19 protein-coding genes are annotated in these 17,158 nt (G+C 68.6%); 7 read left to right on the top strand and 12 right to left on the bottom strand.

Features of this window, described 5'->3' with window-relative positions; genetic code table 11:
* Positions 1 to 23: 23 nt before the first annotated feature.
* Positions 24 to 785, bottom strand: coding sequence for a MerR family transcriptional regulator (locus EYS21_RS20500; protein ID WP_131135087.1), 762 nt, complete (start codon positions 783 to 785; stop codon positions 24 to 26).
* A 253-nt stretch (positions 786 to 1,038) separates the two neighbouring features.
* Between EYS21_RS20500 and EYS21_RS20495 the strand changes: the two genes are divergently transcribed.
* From EYS21_RS20495 to EYS21_RS20485, 3 genes are all read left to right on the top strand, one after another.
* The gene (locus tag EYS21_RS20495) at positions 1,039 to 2,196 is read left to right on the top strand and encodes a hypothetical protein (RefSeq protein ID WP_131135086.1); all 1,158 of its coding nucleotides are present in this window, start codon (positions 1,039 to 1,041) and stop codon (positions 2,194 to 2,196) included.
* 32 nt (positions 2,197 to 2,228) lie between these two features.
* Positions 2,229 to 2,666, top strand: coding sequence for a hypothetical protein (locus EYS21_RS20490; protein WP_131135085.1), 438 nt, complete (start codon positions 2,229 to 2,231; stop codon positions 2,664 to 2,666).
* Positions 2,667 to 2,843: 177 nt separating this feature from the next.
* Positions 2,844 to 3,332, top strand: coding sequence for a hypothetical protein (locus EYS21_RS20485; protein ID WP_242633532.1), 489 nt, complete (start codon positions 2,844 to 2,846; stop codon positions 3,330 to 3,332).
* Between the two features lie 19 nt (positions 3,333 to 3,351).
* Here the strand turns inward: EYS21_RS20485 and EYS21_RS20480 are convergent, their stop codons facing one another.
* Both EYS21_RS20480 and EYS21_RS20475 read right to left on the bottom strand, forming a co-directional pair.
* Positions 3,352 to 4,245 carry a rhodanese-related sulfurtransferase gene (locus tag EYS21_RS20480; RefSeq protein WP_131135084.1) on the bottom strand — a complete coding sequence of 298 codons (894 nt, stop codon included), beginning with the start codon at positions 4,243 to 4,245 and terminating at the stop codon, positions 3,352 to 3,354.
* Positions 4,246 to 4,290: 45 nt separating this feature from the next.
* Positions 4,291 to 4,758 (bottom strand): hypothetical protein, encoded by a 468-nt coding sequence (locus EYS21_RS20475; protein WP_131135083.1) that lies wholly within the window; start codon positions 4,756 to 4,758, stop codon positions 4,291 to 4,293.
* A 95-nt stretch (positions 4,759 to 4,853) separates the two neighbouring features.
* On the opposite strand from EYS21_RS20475, the gene EYS21_RS20470 reads away from it, so the two are divergent.
* Together EYS21_RS20470 and EYS21_RS20465 are read left to right on the top strand one after the other, a co-directional pair.
* Positions 4,854 to 5,546, top strand: a complete 693-nt coding sequence (locus tag EYS21_RS20470) for a GNAT family N-acetyltransferase (RefSeq protein ID WP_131135082.1) — start codon at positions 4,854 to 4,856, stop codon at positions 5,544 to 5,546.
* 28 nt (positions 5,547 to 5,574) lie between these two features.
* The gene (locus tag EYS21_RS20465; RefSeq protein WP_131135081.1) at positions 5,575 to 7,938 is read left to right on the top strand and encodes a DEAD/DEAH box helicase; all 2,364 of its coding nucleotides are present in this window, start codon (positions 5,575 to 5,577) and stop codon (positions 7,936 to 7,938) included.
* A 77-nt stretch (positions 7,939 to 8,015) separates the two neighbouring features.
* On the opposite strand, the gene EYS21_RS20460 is transcribed toward EYS21_RS20465, so the two are convergent.
* The 7 genes from EYS21_RS20460 to ssd all read right to left on the bottom strand — a co-directional run bounded on the left by EYS21_RS20460 (position 8,016) and on the right by ssd (position 13,400).
* Positions 8,016 to 8,375 (bottom strand): Rv3654c family TadE-like protein, encoded by a 360-nt coding sequence (locus EYS21_RS20460; RefSeq protein WP_131135080.1) that lies wholly within the window; start codon positions 8,373 to 8,375, stop codon positions 8,016 to 8,018.
* The gene (locus tag EYS21_RS23825; RefSeq protein WP_242633531.1) at positions 8,372 to 8,926 is read right to left on the bottom strand and encodes a TadE family type IV pilus minor pilin; all 555 of its coding nucleotides are present in this window, start codon (positions 8,924 to 8,926) and stop codon (positions 8,372 to 8,374) included. Before EYS21_RS23825 ends, EYS21_RS20460 begins: the two co-directional genes overlap by 4 nt.
* The gene (locus EYS21_RS20450) at positions 8,923 to 9,258 is read right to left on the bottom strand and encodes a DUF4244 domain-containing protein (protein WP_131135079.1); all 336 of its coding nucleotides are present in this window, start codon (positions 9,256 to 9,258) and stop codon (positions 8,923 to 8,925) included. The genes EYS21_RS23825 and EYS21_RS20450 overlap by 4 nt, the downstream gene beginning before the upstream one ends.
* A 209-nt stretch (positions 9,259 to 9,467) precedes the next feature.
* Positions 9,468 to 10,079: a type II secretion system F family protein gene (locus EYS21_RS20445; RefSeq protein ID WP_131135078.1), complete on the bottom strand. Its 612-nt coding sequence runs from the start codon at positions 10,077 to 10,079 to the stop codon at positions 9,468 to 9,470.
* Entirely contained in the window at positions 10,076 to 10,936 is an 861-nt protein-coding gene (locus tag EYS21_RS20440) for a hypothetical protein (RefSeq protein WP_131135077.1), read from the bottom strand. The genes EYS21_RS20445 and EYS21_RS20440 overlap by 4 nt, the downstream gene beginning before the upstream one ends.
* Positions 10,933 to 12,126: a TadA family conjugal transfer-associated ATPase gene (locus EYS21_RS20435; RefSeq protein ID WP_242633538.1), complete on the bottom strand. Its 1,194-nt coding sequence runs from the start codon at positions 12,124 to 12,126 to the stop codon at positions 10,933 to 10,935. Before EYS21_RS20435 ends, EYS21_RS20440 begins: the two co-directional genes overlap by 4 nt.
* Positions 12,127 to 12,197: 71 nt before the next feature.
* A complete protein-coding gene (gene ssd / locus EYS21_RS20430; protein ID WP_242633530.1) occupies positions 12,198 to 13,400 on the bottom strand; it encodes a septum site-determining protein Ssd in 1,203 nt (400 codons plus the stop codon).
* A 166-nt stretch (positions 13,401 to 13,566) separates the two neighbouring features.
* Between ssd and EYS21_RS20425 the strand changes: the two genes are divergently transcribed.
* Together EYS21_RS20425 and EYS21_RS20420 are read left to right on the top strand one after the other, a co-directional pair.
* Positions 13,567 to 15,285: a bifunctional 3'-5' exonuclease/DNA polymerase gene (locus EYS21_RS20425; RefSeq protein ID WP_131135075.1), complete on the top strand. Its 1,719-nt coding sequence runs from the start codon at positions 13,567 to 13,569 to the stop codon at positions 15,283 to 15,285.
* Between the two features lie 206 nt (positions 15,286 to 15,491).
* Positions 15,492 to 15,686: a DUF1508 domain-containing protein gene (locus tag EYS21_RS20420; RefSeq protein ID WP_131135074.1), complete on the top strand. Its 195-nt coding sequence runs from the start codon at positions 15,492 to 15,494 to the stop codon at positions 15,684 to 15,686.
* A gap of 15 nt (positions 15,687 to 15,701) precedes the next feature.
* Here EYS21_RS20420 and EYS21_RS20415 read toward each other — a convergent pair whose 3' ends face one another.
* Both EYS21_RS20415 and nth read right to left on the bottom strand, forming a co-directional pair.
* Positions 15,702 to 16,379: a CoA pyrophosphatase gene (locus tag EYS21_RS20415; protein WP_131135073.1), complete on the bottom strand. Its 678-nt coding sequence runs from the start codon at positions 16,377 to 16,379 to the stop codon at positions 15,702 to 15,704.
* Complete coding sequence (nth, locus tag EYS21_RS20410) at positions 16,376 to 17,146, bottom strand: endonuclease III (protein ID WP_242633537.1); 771 nt, start codon at positions 17,144 to 17,146, stop codon at positions 16,376 to 16,378. Before nth ends, EYS21_RS20415 begins: the two co-directional genes overlap by 4 nt.
* Positions 17,147 to 17,158: the final 12 nt, after the last annotated feature.

The following is a 17,158-nucleotide window of genomic DNA, read 5'->3' as shown; positions in this document are numbered from 1 at the left end:
TGGCGGCACCCCGGCCCTGACGGTCAGAGGTTCTGCTCCGCATAGACCTTCAGCGCATCACGGACGAAACCGGCGCCTTCGGCTCCGCCATAGTTTTTGGCGAACCGGGGGTCGGCCACGTACATCTCGCCGAGGCCGGTGACGTACGCCTTGACGTCGCCGCTCTTGCCGTCCGCCGCCGGAGTGCCCGGGATACCGGTGAGCCATTCGACGTGCCGCTTCGCGATGGCCTGGGCCTCAGCGCTGTCGGGCGCGATGCCGGCGCTGGCCGCGGCGATCCAGTCCTCACCCAGCTGCTGCGAGCGCTGCTTCCATGCGGCCTTCTCGTCCGCCCCCATGCCGCGCCACCAGGAGTCACCCTTGGCGTAGGCGTCCTTGCCCCAGCGTTCCTCCACTTCGTCCTTGTACTGCGTGTGGTCGAAACCGTTGAACATGTCTTCTGCCATGATTTCGCCACCTCCTTTCACTGCTTCGATGGTTTGCATGACCGACGCGATCTGCCGCGCCAGCCTGTCCTGTTCCTGCTTCAGCCACTCGAGATGCCCGGTGAGCGCCTTCGCCGCGTCCGCTTCGTCGTCGAGCACCTGGCTGATCACCGGCAGGCCAAGCCCCAGTCCGCGCAGGAGCAGGATGCGCTGGAGCTGCACCAGAGCCGCCTGGCTGTAGTACCGGTAGCCGTTGTGGCCGGTGCGGCTGGGCTTGAGCAGGCCGATGTCGTCGTAGTGGCGCAGGGTCCTGCTGGTGGTGCCGGCGATGCGGGCTATGTCCTGGATGGACCAGTCCATCGTGGCCTCCTTCCGTGGGCCTTCCGTGGCTGATACCTCCACGTTAGATGTTGACGTAGCGTCAAGGTCAAGTGCCTGCTGGGGGCGCGGCGTATTATGGATCCATGCACACGCAGCAGCGATTTATCAGCCCTCGGCCGCTTCCCGGCCGCACGGGCTTCCCATCGCGCGCCTGACGCTGCCGGGGTCCGTCCGGCGCAGCGGCTGAGGGTGATCCCCTCCCCGCCCCTGATGCACCCAAAGGACCCCCACCATGAAGACTTACCTTTCCCTGACCCAGCTCAACGCTGCCCTCTCACTGCGCGACCTGTCCGATCCCGACGCCGGCCCGCATGCCATGCAGCTGCTCCTCGCCGACGTCGTGGCCGCGCTGGAGCGCCTCTGGGGCGTGCCGTCCCGGACCCACCGGCTCAACCCGCTGGTGGCCACCGCCGACAACTATGACAGGCTCGGCTATTCGCCCGACGACGTCACGCGGGACTCGCGGTATTCCCGCCACGTGAGCCCCACGGTGATGCTGCGCAGCCACACGTCCGCAGGCATCCCGGCGCTGCTGGACCCGCTCCGCGGCGAGCTGGGCCACTACGACGAACTGCAGGTGCTCCCGGGCCTAGTGTACCGCCGGGACGCGATTGACCGCACCCATGTGGGCGCCCCGCACCAGGTGGATCTCTGGCGGCTGAAGGCGAGGGGGCTGCTGGGTCCTGCTGACCTGGACGCCATGATGGCGGCCGTGGTGGAGGCCGTGCTCCCGTCGTCGGAGTACCCGGACGTGCAGTGGCGCTCCACGCCGGCGCGGCACAGCTACACCGCGGCGGGCCGGCAGCTGGACGTGCTCGTGACGCTGCCGAATGGGCGCCGCGAGTGGCTGGAGCTGGCCGAGTGCGGTCTGGTGGCCGCACCGGTCCTGCGCGGTTCCGGCCTGGACCCGCGGCGCTGGGCGGGCCTGGCCCTGGGCATGGGGCTGGACCGTGCGCTGATGCTGCGGAAAGGCATCACGGACATCCGGCTGCTGCGGTCGGGGCGTCCGGAGGTGCAGGCGCAGCTGCTGGACCTTGCGCCGTACCGTCCCGTCTCCGCCATGCCGGAAATCCGGCGGGACCTTTCGCTGGTGCTGGACTCCGGTGACGATGCCGACGTCGAACTCCTGGGCGACCTCGCCCGCACCGTCCTCGGGCCGGACGCCGACGTCCTGGCGGCGTTGGAGGTCCTCGCGGTGACCACGACGGCGGAGCTGCCGCCGGCCGCCGTCGAACGCCTCCGGATGCGCGCCGGGCAGGTGAACGTTTTGCTGCGTCTGGTCCTGCAGCCGCTGGACCGGACGCTGACCGACCGCGAGGCGAACGCGTTGCGGGACAGGGTGTACCTGGCGCTGCACCGGGGCGAGGTGCAGGAGCTGATCGCGGGGTGAAGACGGCCCCGTCCGCCGGGTAAGTTGGAGGCATGGCTGTTATTCCCCGTTCGTTTCCGCGCGCCCTTTCCGTGGCGGCCGCCGCCGCTGTCCTGCTGGGAGTGTCCGGCTGCGCCCAGCAGCTTTCAGTGGAAAACGCGGACGTGCCCTCGTGGAAAGCCACCGCGCTGCCGTCGGCCAGCGGCATCGTGGCCGAGGACGCCGGCAAGATCCTCAACGCCCAGCCGGTGGACCGCACGGAGAATGTTCCGGCCGGCAGCTACACGCTGACGCTGGTCTGCGAGGGCGGCGGCAAGGCCTTCCTCGCGGTGAGTTCCGGGGGCAAGGAGCTGGCCGACCTCGGGGCCGCCTGCTACGGGACGAAAGAGTCCGTGAAGATCACCCTGCAGAATTCTGGACCGGTGGAGATCAGCGCTTCCAGCGTCGACGCCCCGCTGATTTACGCCTACCAGCTGGTGTCCGCCGACTAGTTTGCGTTGGCTGTGACGGTGGGCAGGTCCAGGCATATGGCTTACGGGCTGGGGCGGGCCTAGAGTCAGAGTATGCCCGCGATGCAGGGGGCGCAGCCGCGCCGAGATGCGGTACCTGTTCCGGGTCCCCCACCGCCCCGGAAGTCCTCCGCGCGCTCCCGGGCGAGGGGCGCCGTCGTGCTGTGGGCAACAGCGGGCCTGGTGGCAGCCGGATCGCTCGCCGGCTGCGAATACACCTACGAGGAAGGCTGGCGGCCGCCGGAGTCCGTTCCGGCACCCGCCTTCACCGACCAGTCCTTCCCCAACGACCTGCTCCGCAACGAGCCTGTCACCGAGGCCGAACTGGAAGGCTGGGTGGAGGAGGAACTGCCGTTCACCGCGCGCCAGGTGGTGCACACCGGCTCCGGCATCCTGGCCGAAGGCGAGATCAAATCCGACGTGGCGGCGGGACTGGCGGTGGGAACGTACGCCCTGGCATTGGTGTGCCGGAGCCAGCGAAGGGTCACTTTCACCGTCCGCGACGACGCGTCCACTTTGGTGGATCTCAGCCTGCGGTGCGGGTCCACCAGGGAGACCGTGATCTACCTGTCCAAGGAGTCGGCGCTGAGCATCCGGGTTGAGCCCAGGTCGCTGGCCAATTATGCGTATCGGCTCACCCTGCTCTGAGTCTTAGGCGGTGCAGGTTTCAGGCAGTGCAGCCTTCGGGGCACCGGAGCGTCTCCGGGCTGGAGGCACATTCGGCGCAGTACAGCGTCAGTGTGCGGCAGCTCAGGTTGGAACAGTTTTCGAATTTGCTCGTCGGGGCGGCGCAGCGGACGCATTCACCGATGGTCTTGGCGTCCTCGCTGAACTCCAGGTGCATGCGCTTGTCGAAGACATAGAGCGAGCCTTCCCAAAGGCCCTGGTCCTTGAAGGTTTCGCCGTAGCGGACGATGCCGCCGTCGAGCTGGTAGACCTCCTTGAAGCCGCGGTTCACCATCAGGCTGGAGAGCACCTCGCAGCGGATGCCGCCGGTGCAGTAGGTGACCACTGGCTTGTCTTTGAGGGCGTCGTACTTGCCGGAGTCGAGTTCCTTGATGAAGTCGTGGGTGGTGGCCACGTCAGGAACGATCGCGTCCTTGAACTTGCCGATCTGGGCCTCAAACGCGTTGCGGCCGTCGAAGAACACCACGTCTTCGCCGGCCTGCTTCCTGGCTTCGACGAGTTGGTGCAGTTCCTCCGGCTGGAGGTGCGTGCCGCCGCCCACCACGCCGTCGGCGTCGACCTTGAGCTCTCCGGGCGCGCCGAAGGAGACGATCTCGTCCCTGACCTTAACGCTGAGGCGGGGGAAGTCGTCAGCGCCGCCGTCGGACCACTTCACGTCGATGCCATGGAAGCCTTTGTATTCGCGGGTGGTCTTCACATACTGCTTGACCGCGCCGATCTCGCCGCCCACGGTGGCGTTGATGCCGTCCTTGGAGATGAGGATGCGTCCGGTCAGCCCGAGCTTCTCGCAGAGGGCGCGCTGCCAGAGCCGCACAGCGTCCGGATCAGCGAGCGGGGTAAAGCCGTAAAAGAGCACAATTCGGTTCAAAGCCACGTATTTAAGGGTACTGGCTTCACCGTGCCGGGCCGGTCCCGCGCCTTAGGGGCCGGCCTGCCTCGCTGCCAGGGCTGCGTCGCGCCTGTTCAGCGCGGTTTCGGCGGCCCGGTAGCCGAGGACGACGGCGCCGAAGGTCGCCACGGTTGCCGTCGCAGCGACCACCATGGCGTGCGCGCCACTGTCTGCTGCGAGCGCGGCGGCGCCGTCTCCCGCAAGCCGCGGCAGCAGGAAGAGGACCAGCGCGGTGAGGAGCCCGCCGAGCCCGGGCCGCCGCACTCCGTCCGGTTCCGCGCGGGATCCCAGGAACACCAGCCGCTGCTTCGTTCTCTGATGGATCAGCGCGCCCCCGACCAGTGGCACGATCCCGCAGGCCAGCCACGCCCAGTAGCTGAGGCCAGTGGCCGCCTCCCAGTATCGGGCGCTGCCGACCGCCGCCACCGTCGCGGCGACGCAGACAAGCAAGGAGAGCGGCAGCGTGTACGGGGCGGAGTGGTCTTTCGCGGCGGGCATTCGGCCAGTCTTGCCGGATCACAATTGCGTAAGCAAGTCACATCGGGGTACCGCACCCCCTGTTGCTAGTGACAGCGCTGGAATACTCTCATCACATGAGTCCGGACGCCTTGGTTGGAGACATCACACACCTTCTTGAAGTCTGGGTGGCCGGCTGGGCCGGCTGCCGCGGCTACCAGACTGCCACCGAAGGGCGGTTCCCCGCTGCCCTGCGGAAAGACACCACCGGGGACTGGGAATACTTCGCCCACGATCCTTCAGACGAGGAGTTTGCTGGTCTGGTGGCCAAGACTGCCGAAGCTCCGGCGAGGATCCTGACTGTCCTGACCAACGACGTCGCGCGCTACACAACCCTGGCCCAAAAGCACGGCCTGAATGTCACCTCCGCTTCGCAGGCCATGATGATTGTCGACATGGCCACCCAGGATACAGAGGATCCGTGGCTCTCCGACGACGACCTCAACCTGGTCACATCGGAACTCGACGGCGTCCACCACGCGGTGGTCCGTTCGGGTGACACGGTGGCGGCGAGCGGCAGGGTTTTTGTGGTGGGCGAGACTGCGATATTCGACAAGATTGTGGTCCAACCGGCGTTCCAGCGCCGAGGCCTGGGCAGCTTCATCATGAAGGCCCTGGCCGCGCAGGCCATCGGACCGGATGTGGAAAACGGACTGTTGCTGGCTTCCATCGACGGCCAGAAGCTGTATTCCCATCTGGGCTGGTCCACTGTTTGCCGGGTCCTGATGCTGTCCACGTCCGATGAAGGCGCAGACCTGTCCGTCGGCTGATTTTTCCCCGAATGACAGAATGTTGTCGGTGATCCCCCATGACTCCCTGATTCCCCTGCTGGGCCGCGGCCCGGACCCGGAACAGCTCCGTCATGTCCGCACGATTCCCGCCCGGAAGGCTGTCCACGCGCCCTGGCCTGCCTGGGCGCATCCGGACCTGGTTGCAGCCTACGGCTCGCTGGGCATCCATGAACCGTACCGGCACCAGATTGAGGCCGCCGACCTCGCCCACGGCGGCGAAAATGTGGTCATCGCCACCGGTACTGCGTCCGGAAAATCCCTCGCGTACCAATTGCCGGCGCTGGACGCCATCCACCGTTCCGAGCTCCGGGTCCTGTCCGAGCCCGGAAAAATCCACGACGACGGCGCCGTGACGCTTTATCTGTCCCCCACCAAGGCCCTGGCCGCGGACCAGTTGGCTGCCATCCGCGCCTTGAAGCTGCCCACGGTGAGGGCTGAAACGTACGACGGCGACACCGACCCCGCTTCCCGCCGCTGGATCCGCGATCATGCCAACGTCATTCTCGCCAACCCGGACATGCTCCACTTCGGGATCCTGCCGAACCACGCCTGGTGGGCAAGCTTCTTCCGGCGGCTGCGGTACGTCATCGTGGACGAAGCCCACAGCTACCGGGGCGTCTTTGGCTCCCATGTGGCCAACCTGATGCGGAGGCTGCGCCGCATCTGCGCCTACTACGGTGCAGGAACGTCCCGGCCGGAGCCGGTGTTTATTGCCGCCTCCGCTACCGCGTCCGAGCCAGGCACGTCCTTCGGACGGCTGATCGGCGCCCCGGTCCGGGCCGTCTCCGAGGACTGTTCCCCGCACGGTGCCACCACCGTGGCCTTCTGGGAGCCCGCGCTGACCGAACTCAAGGGTGAGAACGGCGCCAAGGAGCGGCGGACCGCGGTGGCGGAAACCGCTGACCTGCTGGCGAACCTGGTTTCCGCACGGATCCGTACCATCGCGTTCATCAAGTCCCGACGCGGCGCGGAGACGATTTCTTCGATCACGAAGCGCCTGCTGGATGAGGTGGACCCCAGCCTGCCGCAGCGGGTGGCGGCCTACCGTTCCGGTTACCTGCCGGAAGAACGCCGTGCCCTGGAGAAGGCCCTCCGGTCCGGTGAGCTGCTGGGTGTTTCGAGCACTTCGGCGCTGGAGCTCGGGATTGATATTTCCGGCCTGGATGCGGTCCTGGTGGCCGGCTGGCCCGGTACCAGGGCATCCCTCTTCCAGCAGATCGGCCGGGCGGGCCGCGCAGGACAGGACGCCATCGCCGCGTTTGTGGCCAGCGATGACCCGCTTGATACCTATTTGGTGAACCATCCTGAGGCAATTTTTGATGTCTCCGTAGAGGCCACGGTTTTTGATCCCTCCAATCCGTACGTGTTGGGGCCGCACCTGTGCGCCGCGGCTGCGGAGCTGCCGCTCGGTGTGTCCGAGCTCGGCCTTTTCGGCAGCACGGCCGAGAAGCTGCTGGGACAGCTGGTGGCCCAGGGCTACCTCCGGCGCCGCCCCGCTGGCTGGTTCTGGACGCACTCGCAAAGCGCCGCCGCCATGGTGAACCTCCGCGCCGACGGTGGCGGCCCGGTCAGCATTGTTGATGCCGATACCGGCTCCCTGCTGGGGACAATGGACTCCCCGCAGACGCACTACCAGGCCCATACCGGGGCCGTCTACGTCCACCAGGGTGACAGCTACGTGGTGGAAGACCTGAACGAGGACGAACACTGCGTGGTTGTCCGTCGGGCGAATCCGGACTATTACACCACTGCCCGTGACGTGACCCAGATCGAAGTTCTGGAGACCCTGCGCACGGTGCAATGGGGCGATGTCGCCGTGCACTTCGGTGATGTGAAGGTGACAACGCAGGTGGTCTCCTTTCAGCGCAAGGCCCTGATCTCCAATGAGATCCTGGGTGAGGAGCCGCTGGAGCTCGGCGCCCGGGATTTGTTCACCAAGGCCGTCTGGTTCGTGGTGGAGAACCGCTCCCTCACGGCTGCGGGGCTCATTGAGGCGCAGTTTCCCGGCGCCCTCCACGCGGCCGAACACGCCGCGATCGGGCTCCTGCCCTTGGTGGCTTCCAGCGACCGGTGGGACATTGGCGGTGTGTCGACCGCCATCCACGCCGACACCGGGGTGCCCACCATCTTTGTGTATGACGGGCACCCTGGCGGCGCGGGCTTCGCCGAGCGCGGCTTCGATAAGGCCAAGGTGTGGCTCGCAGCCACCCGGGACGCCATCGAGGCCTGCGAATGCGAAGCCGGCTGCCCGTCCTGCGTGCAGTCCCCCAAATGCGGGAACAAGAACAATCCGCTGGACAAGGCGGCTGCGATCACCCTTATAGATGTCCTGCTCAAGGACGCCAGCGAGGCATCTCCCGTCGCCTTGTAGCCCCACCCTCCTCTGTTTCAGGGTTTGAGCACGCCAGACCCGGAGCACTTCAGTACCGGCGGCCCGGACGTTGCGCGCTACGGCGGCGGGCCTGCCCTGGCACGGCCGGTGGCTGTTCCCAGTACGGTCCTGGCTACGAGCTCGGTGCTGACCTCTACGGTCTGTCCCGCGCCTTCGCTGCAGCTGACTACCCTGGCGGCGTGCTGGCCGGCGACGTCCGCCGCGACTGCGCACGGCTCCCCCACGGTCAGGCCGCGGAGGGCGTCCGCCGCGGCGAGTGCCGCAAGATCCGCCGCTGCCGCCGCCCGGCTGGCCATCACGGCCGACTGGGCCAGCAACAGCACCAGTGACATGGCCATGATCACCACCAGTGCCAGTCCGGCGGCCAGGACGGTTCCGGATCCGCGCTCGCCGTGGTCCAGGAGGCCGCCGCTCATGCCGCGGCCGCCATGGTCGGGTGCCGCGTCCACGCCGTTTCGAGGGCCGCAGCGCGTTGGGCGGCGGCGCCATTGGCAGCAGCCGTGCTTTGGGCAGCCGTACTTTGGGCAGCCGTACTGGGCGCAGTCCGGCCCTGAGCCCGCGCGGTTTCATTGCGGGTGGAGGCCCTGGCCGTCAGCGTCCACGGCACCGTTGCCCCCAGCGGCCCAGCCACCCTGTCTGCAACGGTGACGCTGACCCATTCGCCGTCGGCGGCGATGGACGCGGTGGCGGAGGACCCGGCCAGCCTGCCCACGATCGCTTCGGCCGCGGCCGGGCCTTCACCCCGGGCCAGTGCCCTGGCGCTGGCGAGCGCTGCCTCTTCAAGCCGCAGCTGGGTAGCTCCCGCAGCCGCACCCGCAAGCAACAGCGCCAGGAGCAGGAGCACGGCCGGAAGAGCCACCGCGAACTCCGCAGTCACGGCTCCGCGGGCGTTCCCCCGCCCGGGGCGGCCGCGCTGGGAGCAACCGGCCCGGCGATCGGGCCGGAGCCTGGGCCGCACCCGGGTCATGGCAGGGCCAGCGCCGTGCGGATCAGGTTCAGGAGGAAGCCGCGCACCTCATCACTGCGAAGGATGAATACCAGCAGCCCTGCGAACCCCACGGCTGCGAGAGTGGCGATGGCATATTCCGCGGTAGCCATGCCGGCTTCCGATCCGAGGCGGCGCATCCGGCCGCGGCGTTGCCCGCGTCCGCTGGCGCCTGGGTACAGCTCCACAACGTTGCTGTCCGTCTCCGCGGCCGCACCCCGCTGCTTGGCTGTGGGAACTGCTTCGGCTGCGGCCCCGGCGGCTGAAGCCCGGTGTTCCGTGGCGGCGACGGCGGTGCTTTGGTTCATCAACATGGTTTTTCCTTTCAGCGGTCCGGCCCGGTTGCCGGCACCTCCGACTCTTCCGGGCCGGCCCGGCGCCGGTAAGGGACCGGTTGTCGTAAGTGGATAAGCGGGTGGCTCGCCGCCGTTGTGGAGGAGTTGTGAGGAAAGAACCGGGGCGCGACGAAATGGTTCAAAGGCTTGCGCTGGTCAGGAGCGGGGCACGGGCGGGGACACAGGGGTCAGGAGGGCACCAGGGCAAGCAGCACGGGGACCACGCCAAGGCAGATGAAGGCCGGAAGCGAACACAGCCCCAAGGGAATCACCAGTTTCACGCCGAGGGACGCAGCGCGCTTTTCGGCCGCCCGGAACCTCTCACGGCGGATTCTGGCGGCCTGGGCGTACAGGATGGCAGACGACGGGGCCCCGGTCAGGGCCGCGAAGCCCAGGGCGTCGCGCATTTCCAGTATTTCCGGCAGCCGGACTTCGGAGCTGCGCCAGGCAGTCTCCCAGTCGGCCCCGATGGCCAGGGCGGCGACAACAGGCCGGAGTGACCGGCGGTACCCCGGGGACGCCGTGCCTGCGACGTGTTCCAGTGAACGCCCGATGCCGGACCCGGCGTCCAGCATGGCGGCCACCAGTTCCAGCATCATCGCGGTGTCCCGCAGGCCGTCGGGACTTCCAGGCAACTCGCTGCGCCGTTCGCCCGGCGCCCGACCAGGACGCGAATCTGTTCCCGGACCACGCTGCAAGCTCCTCAGCCGTTGCCCCACCCGTCCCGGCCCGGCGAAAGCAAGGACCGCGGCGGCAGCCAGGCATCCCAGCACGACGGCGGCAGGCAGCAGGGAGGTCATGGCACCCCCGCCCCGGCGGCCCCGTGGACCAGCCGGGCCGACCAGATCCGGCCGGCGACGGTCAGAACGATGCCGGCCGCGAGGGACGCCAGTCCAAGCGGGGTCCCGACCAGGATGGCCAACGGATCCACGCCCAAAGCGATGCCCAGCCCAAGTCCCATCAGTGGCAGCCACGTCAGCAGGCTGACGGTGGCCCGGGGGCCGGCGAGCGCAGTCTGCCGGGCCGCTTCGGCGTCGTCCTCCACTTCCAGCTGGGCGGCGAACCGTGTCAGCACGTCAGCGAGCGGGCAGCCGCTGGCCTCCGCGATGTCAAAGCATGCCGCCAACTGGACCCAGATCCGAGGCTCCCGGCCGCCCGCTTGCCGAAAGGCCGGCGGGACCGCGCTCCCGATGGCGTCCGACACCGGCGCGCCTCGGAACGCGGCAGCCCGGGCCGCGCCGAGCACCCCCTCAGAGCCGAGGCTCAGGCGTGCCACGGAGGTCTGGCCGGCAGGGGTGCCGCTGTTCCGGGCAGCATCCGGCCGTTCGGAGTACAGGAACCACAATTCATCCCAGAGCCGCGCGGGGGTCCTGCCGCCCTTCAGCAGCGCCGCCAGCTGCTGAACGACCAGGGTCATGGAGATGTTGCCGGAGCTACTGCTTCTCCGCCGCAGGAGCCCCGCCAGCGCCGCTTGCCCTAGGGAAATGCCGCCATCGGACCTTCCCCGGCCGGATGCGCCTGACAAGCCTGCTCCGGAATCAGCCCCAACGCCCGCAGCGCTGCCAACGGCATGGCGGAACCGGACGGCGGCAGTCCGGGCCGGCCGCAGGAAGAGCCAGACGGCCAGGAACAGGCAGCCGGCCAGTAGCGCAGTCACGCTGCTGTTCCGGTCAGGCGGTCATCGAGGCCCAGCCGGACGGCCAGCTGGCCCCAGGCCGGACCCGGGGTCAGCAGGTCCCGTCGCATCTCCAGGGCGGGAACGACGGCCAAGCCGCCCTGGCCTTCCTCCATCACACCAATGCACGCAACCCGGCGCCCGCGCGGCGGCCTGTCCACGTGGATGACAACGTCCAGGGCACTGGCGGCCTGCAGCCGTACCGCTTCCTGCCCCAGTCCGGCCAGCGCTCCCAGTGCCGTCAGGCGGGCGGGAACGGCCGTGGCCGTGTTCGCGTGGATGGTTCCGCCGCCTCCGGTGTGGCCGGTGTTCATGGCGGTCAGCAGTTCCCGCACCTCGGCGCCGCGGCACTCGCCCACTACCAGCCGGTCAGGCCGCATCCGCAGCGCCTGGCGGACCAATTCGCCCAGGTCCACTCCGCCGCCGCCCTCGAGGTTTCCATGCCTGGATTCCAGGGACACAACGTGCGGGTGGACGGGGTTCAGTTCGGAAGCGTCCTCGATCAGGACCATGCGCTCGCGCGGAGAGCACAGGCTCAGCATCGTGGACAGCAGGGTGGTTTTCCCTGATCCCGTGGCACCGCTGATCAGGAAACTCAGCCGGTGCCCGACGACGCGTTCCAGGACGTCCTGGACGGTCTCGCCGAACATCCCACCGGCGCGCAGCTCATCGAGGGTGAAAACCTGCTCCCGCCGGATGCGGACACTCAGGAGGGTGCCTGCCGTGGAAATCGGCGGGAGGACGGCATGGATGCGGTAACCGCCGTCGAGCCGGACGTCCACGCAGGGCGAGCCGTCGTCCAGGCGCCTCCCGCCGGCAGCCACGAGCCGGGACGCCAGCGCCCGGACCTGGGTTTCGCCGGCAAAGGAGACGGCCGAGCGTTCGAGCCCGTTTCCCCGGTCCAGCCAGACGGAGTCGGGTGCGTTGACGAAGATGTCCGTCACCGCCGGATCCCGGGTGAGCTCCTGAAGCGGCCCCAGGCCGTTGAGCTCGGCGCTGATCCGTTCCACGGCAGCGAGCGAGCCGGCTGTTCCGAGCATTTTCCCGGTGGCCTGGACGGCTGCGGCCACCCGTGAGGCCGTGACCGGTCCGGCGTCGGCCATCACCGATTCCCGGACCGATTCCAGCAGCCCTGAATCCAGGCCCCGGGAGTCGACAAACCGGGAATCCAGGACACGCGCCTGGCGGCGGCGGGCCCCTTCAGGTGACGATGGAGATGCCGGGATCCGAGAAGCCCGGGCGTTCACGGCAGTACTCCTGCTTCCAGGTCGCCGTCGAGCAGGTCCAGGACAGAAGCCGCAAAGTGCCGCACGCTGCGGCGTTTCCCCAGTTCAAGAAGGCGTCCGCTCTCCGAGGCACCCGTCACGCCGCGCAGGTCTGGCACCCGGCCGTGGACCGGAAGCCCCACGGCATCGGCGATCAGGGCACTGTCCAGCGCTGCGCCGGGCTTTCCCCGGACCAGCAAAGCGGCCTCCACGGGCGGAAGCTCCTGAAGGAGCCGGGCCGACGCCACCGCTGCCTTCAGCTGGGCGGGAACCACCACCAGGATCCGGTCGCAATCCCAGGCGAAGGTGTGCAGGGGCTCGGCACCACGCCCGATATCCACCACAACCAGTTCGTAGCCACGCCGGGCCGCATCAAGGACGCCGCCGGCCGCTGCCGCATCCACGGGCGCGGGACGGTCCCGGCTCCCCGGCCAGGACAGGAAGGAAAAACCACCGGTAATCGGCAGCGAATCAGAGAGCTGATCAGGATCGATGCTTCCGCTGGCCCCGGCCAGGTCCGGCCAGCGGAGGCCGGGGAGTTCCTCGGCGGCCAGCGCCAACTCCAGGCCGCCGCCCCACGGATCACCGTCCACCAGCAGCACCCGGACGCCCATCCCGGCAGCCGCCTGGGCGATCCAGATGGCGGCGGTGGTGGCTCCCGCGCCGCCGCATCCGCCGGTGACGCCCAGGACCAGGCCACCGGCCTGGGGCGAGCGCGACCGGCTGAGGTATTCGGCCAGCCACGCCGCAGCATCGGGCAGCACGGCTACCCGCTCCGCTCCGAGGGCGGCCGCGAGGTGCCAGAGGCTGTCGCCCTCCCCGTTGAGGCCCACCAGCACGGCAGGAGCGCGGCGTCGGGGCGGCAGTTCACGGACATCGCTGCCCACAAGCACCACGGACGACGAGTCCCAGTACCTTGCGGCTTCCACGGCGTCTGCCACCGCACGCAGCCTGCCGCCTGCGGCGGCGACGATACGTTCCACCTCACCCTGCAGGAAGCCGGACCCGGTAACCAGCAGCACCTCGGCAGCCTCCTCCGGCAGCCACGCGCCCGGGTCAGGGCCGCGGGCATGTGCCGGTTCGCCCGCGGACGCGGCCCGCTCCCCCGGTGACGCACGCCGCACTGGCATGGAAGCGCTGGCCGGGCCTGACGGTGACGGTGCTTGCTGGTGCCTGCTCATAGGTCAACACTGACCCGCCGCGGGGGCAGCCGTAAGCCGTGAACAGTCCTATGTGGACAAAGTCGGGCAACCACGGGATGACAATGTGCGTGGAGGACAGCCCGGAGCCGCCCCGCCCGGCGCCCACCCGCACAAGCCCACCCCTGCGACAGGGCAGAATTGTCGTATGTACCTGCTGCTCGCCGCCCATCCCCAGGGCGCAGCTCTCCAGGAACTCACCCAGGCCGGAGACCCCCACTCCAACACCCCGGAACCGCGCGTGGTCAGCGCGGGCGAGCTTGCCGCCGTCGTACGCAATCTGGAAAGCCGGCCGAACGGCGGCCCGCCGCCGCGCTGGATCTGGCACCGCACCCAGGACTGGTACCCGTCACTGCTGGCCGCAGGAATCGAACTGGACCGCTGCTATGACCTGAGCCTCTGCGGCAATATCCTCGCCTGTGCCGAGTTCACAGCTCACACCGACTACGCGCGGACTGCTGACAAGATCACGCTGGATGAGGACCTTCAGCCGCCGCGCGCACTGCAGCCGCCCGCACCGCCCGCCGAGCAGGGCGCACTCTTCGAGGATCCGGGCCACGGGACAGCGCCCCGCTACACGCCCGAGGAACTTCGGGCCGAATACGCCGCACAACAGGTGGCCCTGGCGGCGGCGAGCCCCGGGGAGAACCGCCCCAAACGGCTCCAGCTGCTCCTCGCCGCCGAATCGGCCGCAGCCATGATCGCCGCCGAAATGCAGCATGCCGGCGTCCCCTGGCGGGAGGACCTGCACGAGGAAATCCTCGCCGACTACCTGGGACCGCGCCCGCCGTCCGGCCACCGTCCGGCAAAGCTCGAGGCCCTGAACACCGAACTGCGGGCCCTGCTCAGCTCACCCGGGCTGAACCCCGATTCACCTCAGGAACTGATGCGCGCCCTGCACCGCAACGGCATCGAGGTGAAGACCACCAGGCAGTGGGAGCTGAAGGAGTCCAGCCATCCCGCCATCGAACCGCTCCTCGCCTATAAAAAACTCTCCCGCCTGCACACTGCCAACGGCTGGGCATGGCTGGATGCGTGGGTGCACAACGGACGGTTCCGCCCGGAGTACGTGGTGGGCGGCGTCGTCTCGGGCCGCTGGGCATCGCGCGGCGGCGGGGCGCTGCAGATTCCGCGCCAGATCCGGGGCGCCGTGCACGCAGATCCGGGCTACAAGCTCATCGTCGCGGACGCCTCCCAGCTGGAGCCCCGCGTCCTGGTGGCACTGGCACAGGACACCAAAATGGCCGAAGCTGCGCGGGACAAGGACCTGTACGCCGGCATCGCCGCCCAGGGCTTCGGCGGCGACCGTGCCAAGGCCAAGGTGGCCCTCCTCGGCGCCATCTACGGTGCCACCACCGGCGAATCCGGCCGCCTGATGCCGCAGCTGGCCAAGACGTACCCGCGCGCCGTGGGCTTCGTGGAACAGGCCGCGCGCGACGGGGAGGCCGGCGGCACCGTCACCACCCGGCTGGGCCGCAGCAGCCCGCCGCCGTCACGTCAGTGGTACCAGAGCCAGCAGTCCACCACGGCCGAGGAGCAGCGCCGGGCCGAATCGATCGCCCGCTCCCGCGGCCGTTTCACCCGGAACTTCGTGGTGCAGGGTTCGGCGGCGGACTGGGCGGCGTGCTGGCTCGCGGAATTACGACGGCGGCTCCGGGCCATGCGCGCGGAAGGTACCGGCCGTCCAGAGCTTGTATTCTTCCTCCACGACGAAGTGATGGTCCACGCGCCGGAACCGCAGGTTGACGCGTGCATCGTGGCGATCGAAGATGCTGCCAGTGCGGCCAAGGAGCTGCTGTTCGGCCGGATCCCGGTGGAATTCCCCGTCAGCGTGGCCGTGGTGGACTCGTACGACAACGCCAAATAGCGGCCCAAATCGGGCTCGGCACCCTATCGATCCGGCGGCGTCTCCTCCAGTCACAAGCCGGTGGACCGACACGGTGCGCCCCGCAAAGTAACCTACCCGGGAGTAGCTGGCAGGGCGCCTGTGAGCGGCGTTACAGTCAATTAACTGACTCAAGAAGCGGGTCAAGCACTACATGCAAAGATGCATACCCAGGGGAGGTCCGGCACATGGCGGGCAGGTTCGAAATACACCGCGTGGGTGACGAGGCCTACAGGCTCCGGCTCACCGACGCTGACGGCAACATCGTGGCGGTTTCGCCAAATTTCAAGTGCGTAAAAACCTTGATCGAGGGAATTAAGGCCGTGCGCGAAAACGCGGCCACAGGAGTAGTGGTGGATCTTCGGCAGCAGCCGCAGTCCTGATCTACCCGGCGCCGGTCAGATACTGATCTCATGCAGGCGGGACCGGTCCCAGGGCACGGCCCAGCCCAGTTGTTCAAAAAGCCCGGTGAGCACAATGCCCGTGAAGCCCCAGACTACTACCCCGTTGACGGTAAAGGCAGGGCTGTTGAACGTCCGCCCGCCCCGGCTGACCGTGGACATGACCCGGTTGTCCGGGTCCAGCAGGTCACGGACCGGTATCCGGAAAACCTGCGCGGATTCGCCGTAGTCCACCACCCGCACCGGCGACGGCGAGGCCCACCAGCCCAGCACGGGCGTCACCAGGAAGTTGCTGCGGGCCAGCCCGAGTTCCTGGAGCGTGCCCAGGACCTCCACTCCGCCGGAGTCCAGCCCGGTTTCTTCCTCAGCTTCGCGCAGCGCGGCAGCCACGGGTGTTTCGCCGGGATCGATGCTGCCACCCGGAAAGGCGACCTGGCCGGGGTGTGACTCCAGCGTGTGCGCACGCTCCAGCAGCAGGACGTCCAGGTCTGCGGGGGCGAGCGGCTTGCCGGATGAGGCGGGGACGGTGTCCAGGACACCAAAGAGCATCAGTACGGCGGCCCGGCGGGCGATGCTCTCGTCCACGGTCAGCGCCGCCCAGAGGGCATCGGGCTCGGGGGCGTTGCCGGATTCTGTCCTCTGTACGAGGTCGAGCAGGTCCTGACGGGCGCTCACGGAACCCGCTTCTGTGATTCAATCCGGATTTCCGCGGCGCGGTCCGTCTCGGCCAGCAACTGGGCGAGGAGCGGTTCGCTGCCGGGAGCGAGCTCGTATTTCAGCAGTTTGGCGGCCTTGGCGGGATCGGTCTCGCCCAGTCCGTAGCTGGGGCACCAGTTTGCCACCGGACAGGCGCCGCAGGCAGGCTTCCGGGAATGGCAGACCCGCCGCCCGTGGAACACCACCCGGTGCGAGAGCATGGTCCAGTCGCGTGGCTCGAACAGCTCGGCGACGTCGAACTCGATCTGGACGGGATCCTCGGACAGGGTCCAGCCGAAGCGGCGCGCCAGCCGCCCGAAATGAGTGTCCACCGTGATCCCGGGGACGCCGAAGGCGTTGCCCAGCACCACGTTCGCCGTTTTGCGGCCCACCCCCGGCAGGGTCACCAGGTCCTCAAGCCTGCCGGGCACCACACCGTTGTATTCGTCCACCAGCCGCGTGCCCAAAGCGATCAGGCTCCGGGTTTTGGCCCGGAAGAACCCGGTCGGTTTGATGATTTCTTCCATCGCGGAGGGGTCGGCCTCGGCCATCGCGCGGGCGTCGGGGTACCGCGCGAACAGCAGAGGCGTGATCTGGTTGACGGTGACGTCGGTGGTCTGAGCGGACAGGACGGTGGCCACCAGCAGCTCAAACGGGCTCCGGAAATCGAGCTCGGCATGGGCGTACGGGTACTTCTCCGCGAGGGCCTTGCTGATGCGCCGCGCACGCCGCTTCAGGGCCAGCAGGGACTCGGAGGA

The sequence above is a fragment of the Arthrobacter sp. S39 genome (assembly GCF_004320525.1).
In the GTDB taxonomy this organism is placed as follows: domain Bacteria; phylum Actinomycetota; class Actinomycetes; order Actinomycetales; family Micrococcaceae; genus Arthrobacter.
Note: the sequence above shows the minus strand (reverse complement) of the source record. Positions and strands in the feature narration are given on the sequence as shown.

Excerpts from the sequence above, each read along its gene's own strand:
- EYS21_RS20500 (WP_131135087.1), bottom strand. The coding sequence starts at position 785 with ATGGACTGGTCCATCCAGGACATAGCCCGCATCGCCGGCACCACCAGC.
- EYS21_RS20495 (WP_131135086.1), top strand. The coding sequence starts at position 1,039 with ATGAAGACTTACCTTTCCCTGACCCAGCTCAACGCTGCCCTCTCACTG.
- EYS21_RS20490 (WP_131135085.1), top strand. The coding sequence starts at position 2,229 with ATGGCTGTTATTCCCCGTTCGTTTCCGCGCGCCCTTTCCGTGGCGGCC.
- EYS21_RS20475 (WP_131135083.1), bottom strand. The coding sequence starts at position 4,758 with ATGCCCGCCGCGAAAGACCACTCCGCCCCGTACACGCTGCCGCTCTCC.
- EYS21_RS20470 (WP_131135082.1), top strand. The coding sequence starts at position 4,854 with ATGAGTCCGGACGCCTTGGTTGGAGACATCACACACCTTCTTGAAGTC.
- EYS21_RS20460 (WP_131135080.1), bottom strand. The coding sequence starts at position 8,375 with ATGAGCGGCGGCCTCCTGGACCACGGCGAGCGCGGATCCGGAACCGTC.
- EYS21_RS23825 (WP_242633531.1), bottom strand. The coding sequence starts at position 8,926 with ATGACCCGGGTGCGGCCCAGGCTCCGGCCCGATCGCCGGGCCGGTTGC.
- EYS21_RS20450 (WP_131135079.1), bottom strand. The coding sequence starts at position 9,258 with ATGTTGATGAACCAAAGCACCGCCGTCGCCGCCACGGAACACCGGGCT.
- EYS21_RS20445 (WP_131135078.1), bottom strand. The coding sequence starts at position 10,079 with ATGACCTCCCTGCTGCCTGCCGCCGTCGTGCTGGGATGCCTGGCTGCC.
- ssd (WP_242633530.1), bottom strand. The coding sequence starts at position 13,400 with ATGAGCAGGCACCAGCAAGCACCGTCACCGTCAGGCCCGGCCAGCGCT.
- EYS21_RS20425 (WP_131135075.1), top strand. The coding sequence starts at position 13,567 with ATGTACCTGCTGCTCGCCGCCCATCCCCAGGGCGCAGCTCTCCAGGAA.
- EYS21_RS20420 (WP_131135074.1), top strand. The coding sequence starts at position 15,492 with ATGGCGGGCAGGTTCGAAATACACCGCGTGGGTGACGAGGCCTACAGG.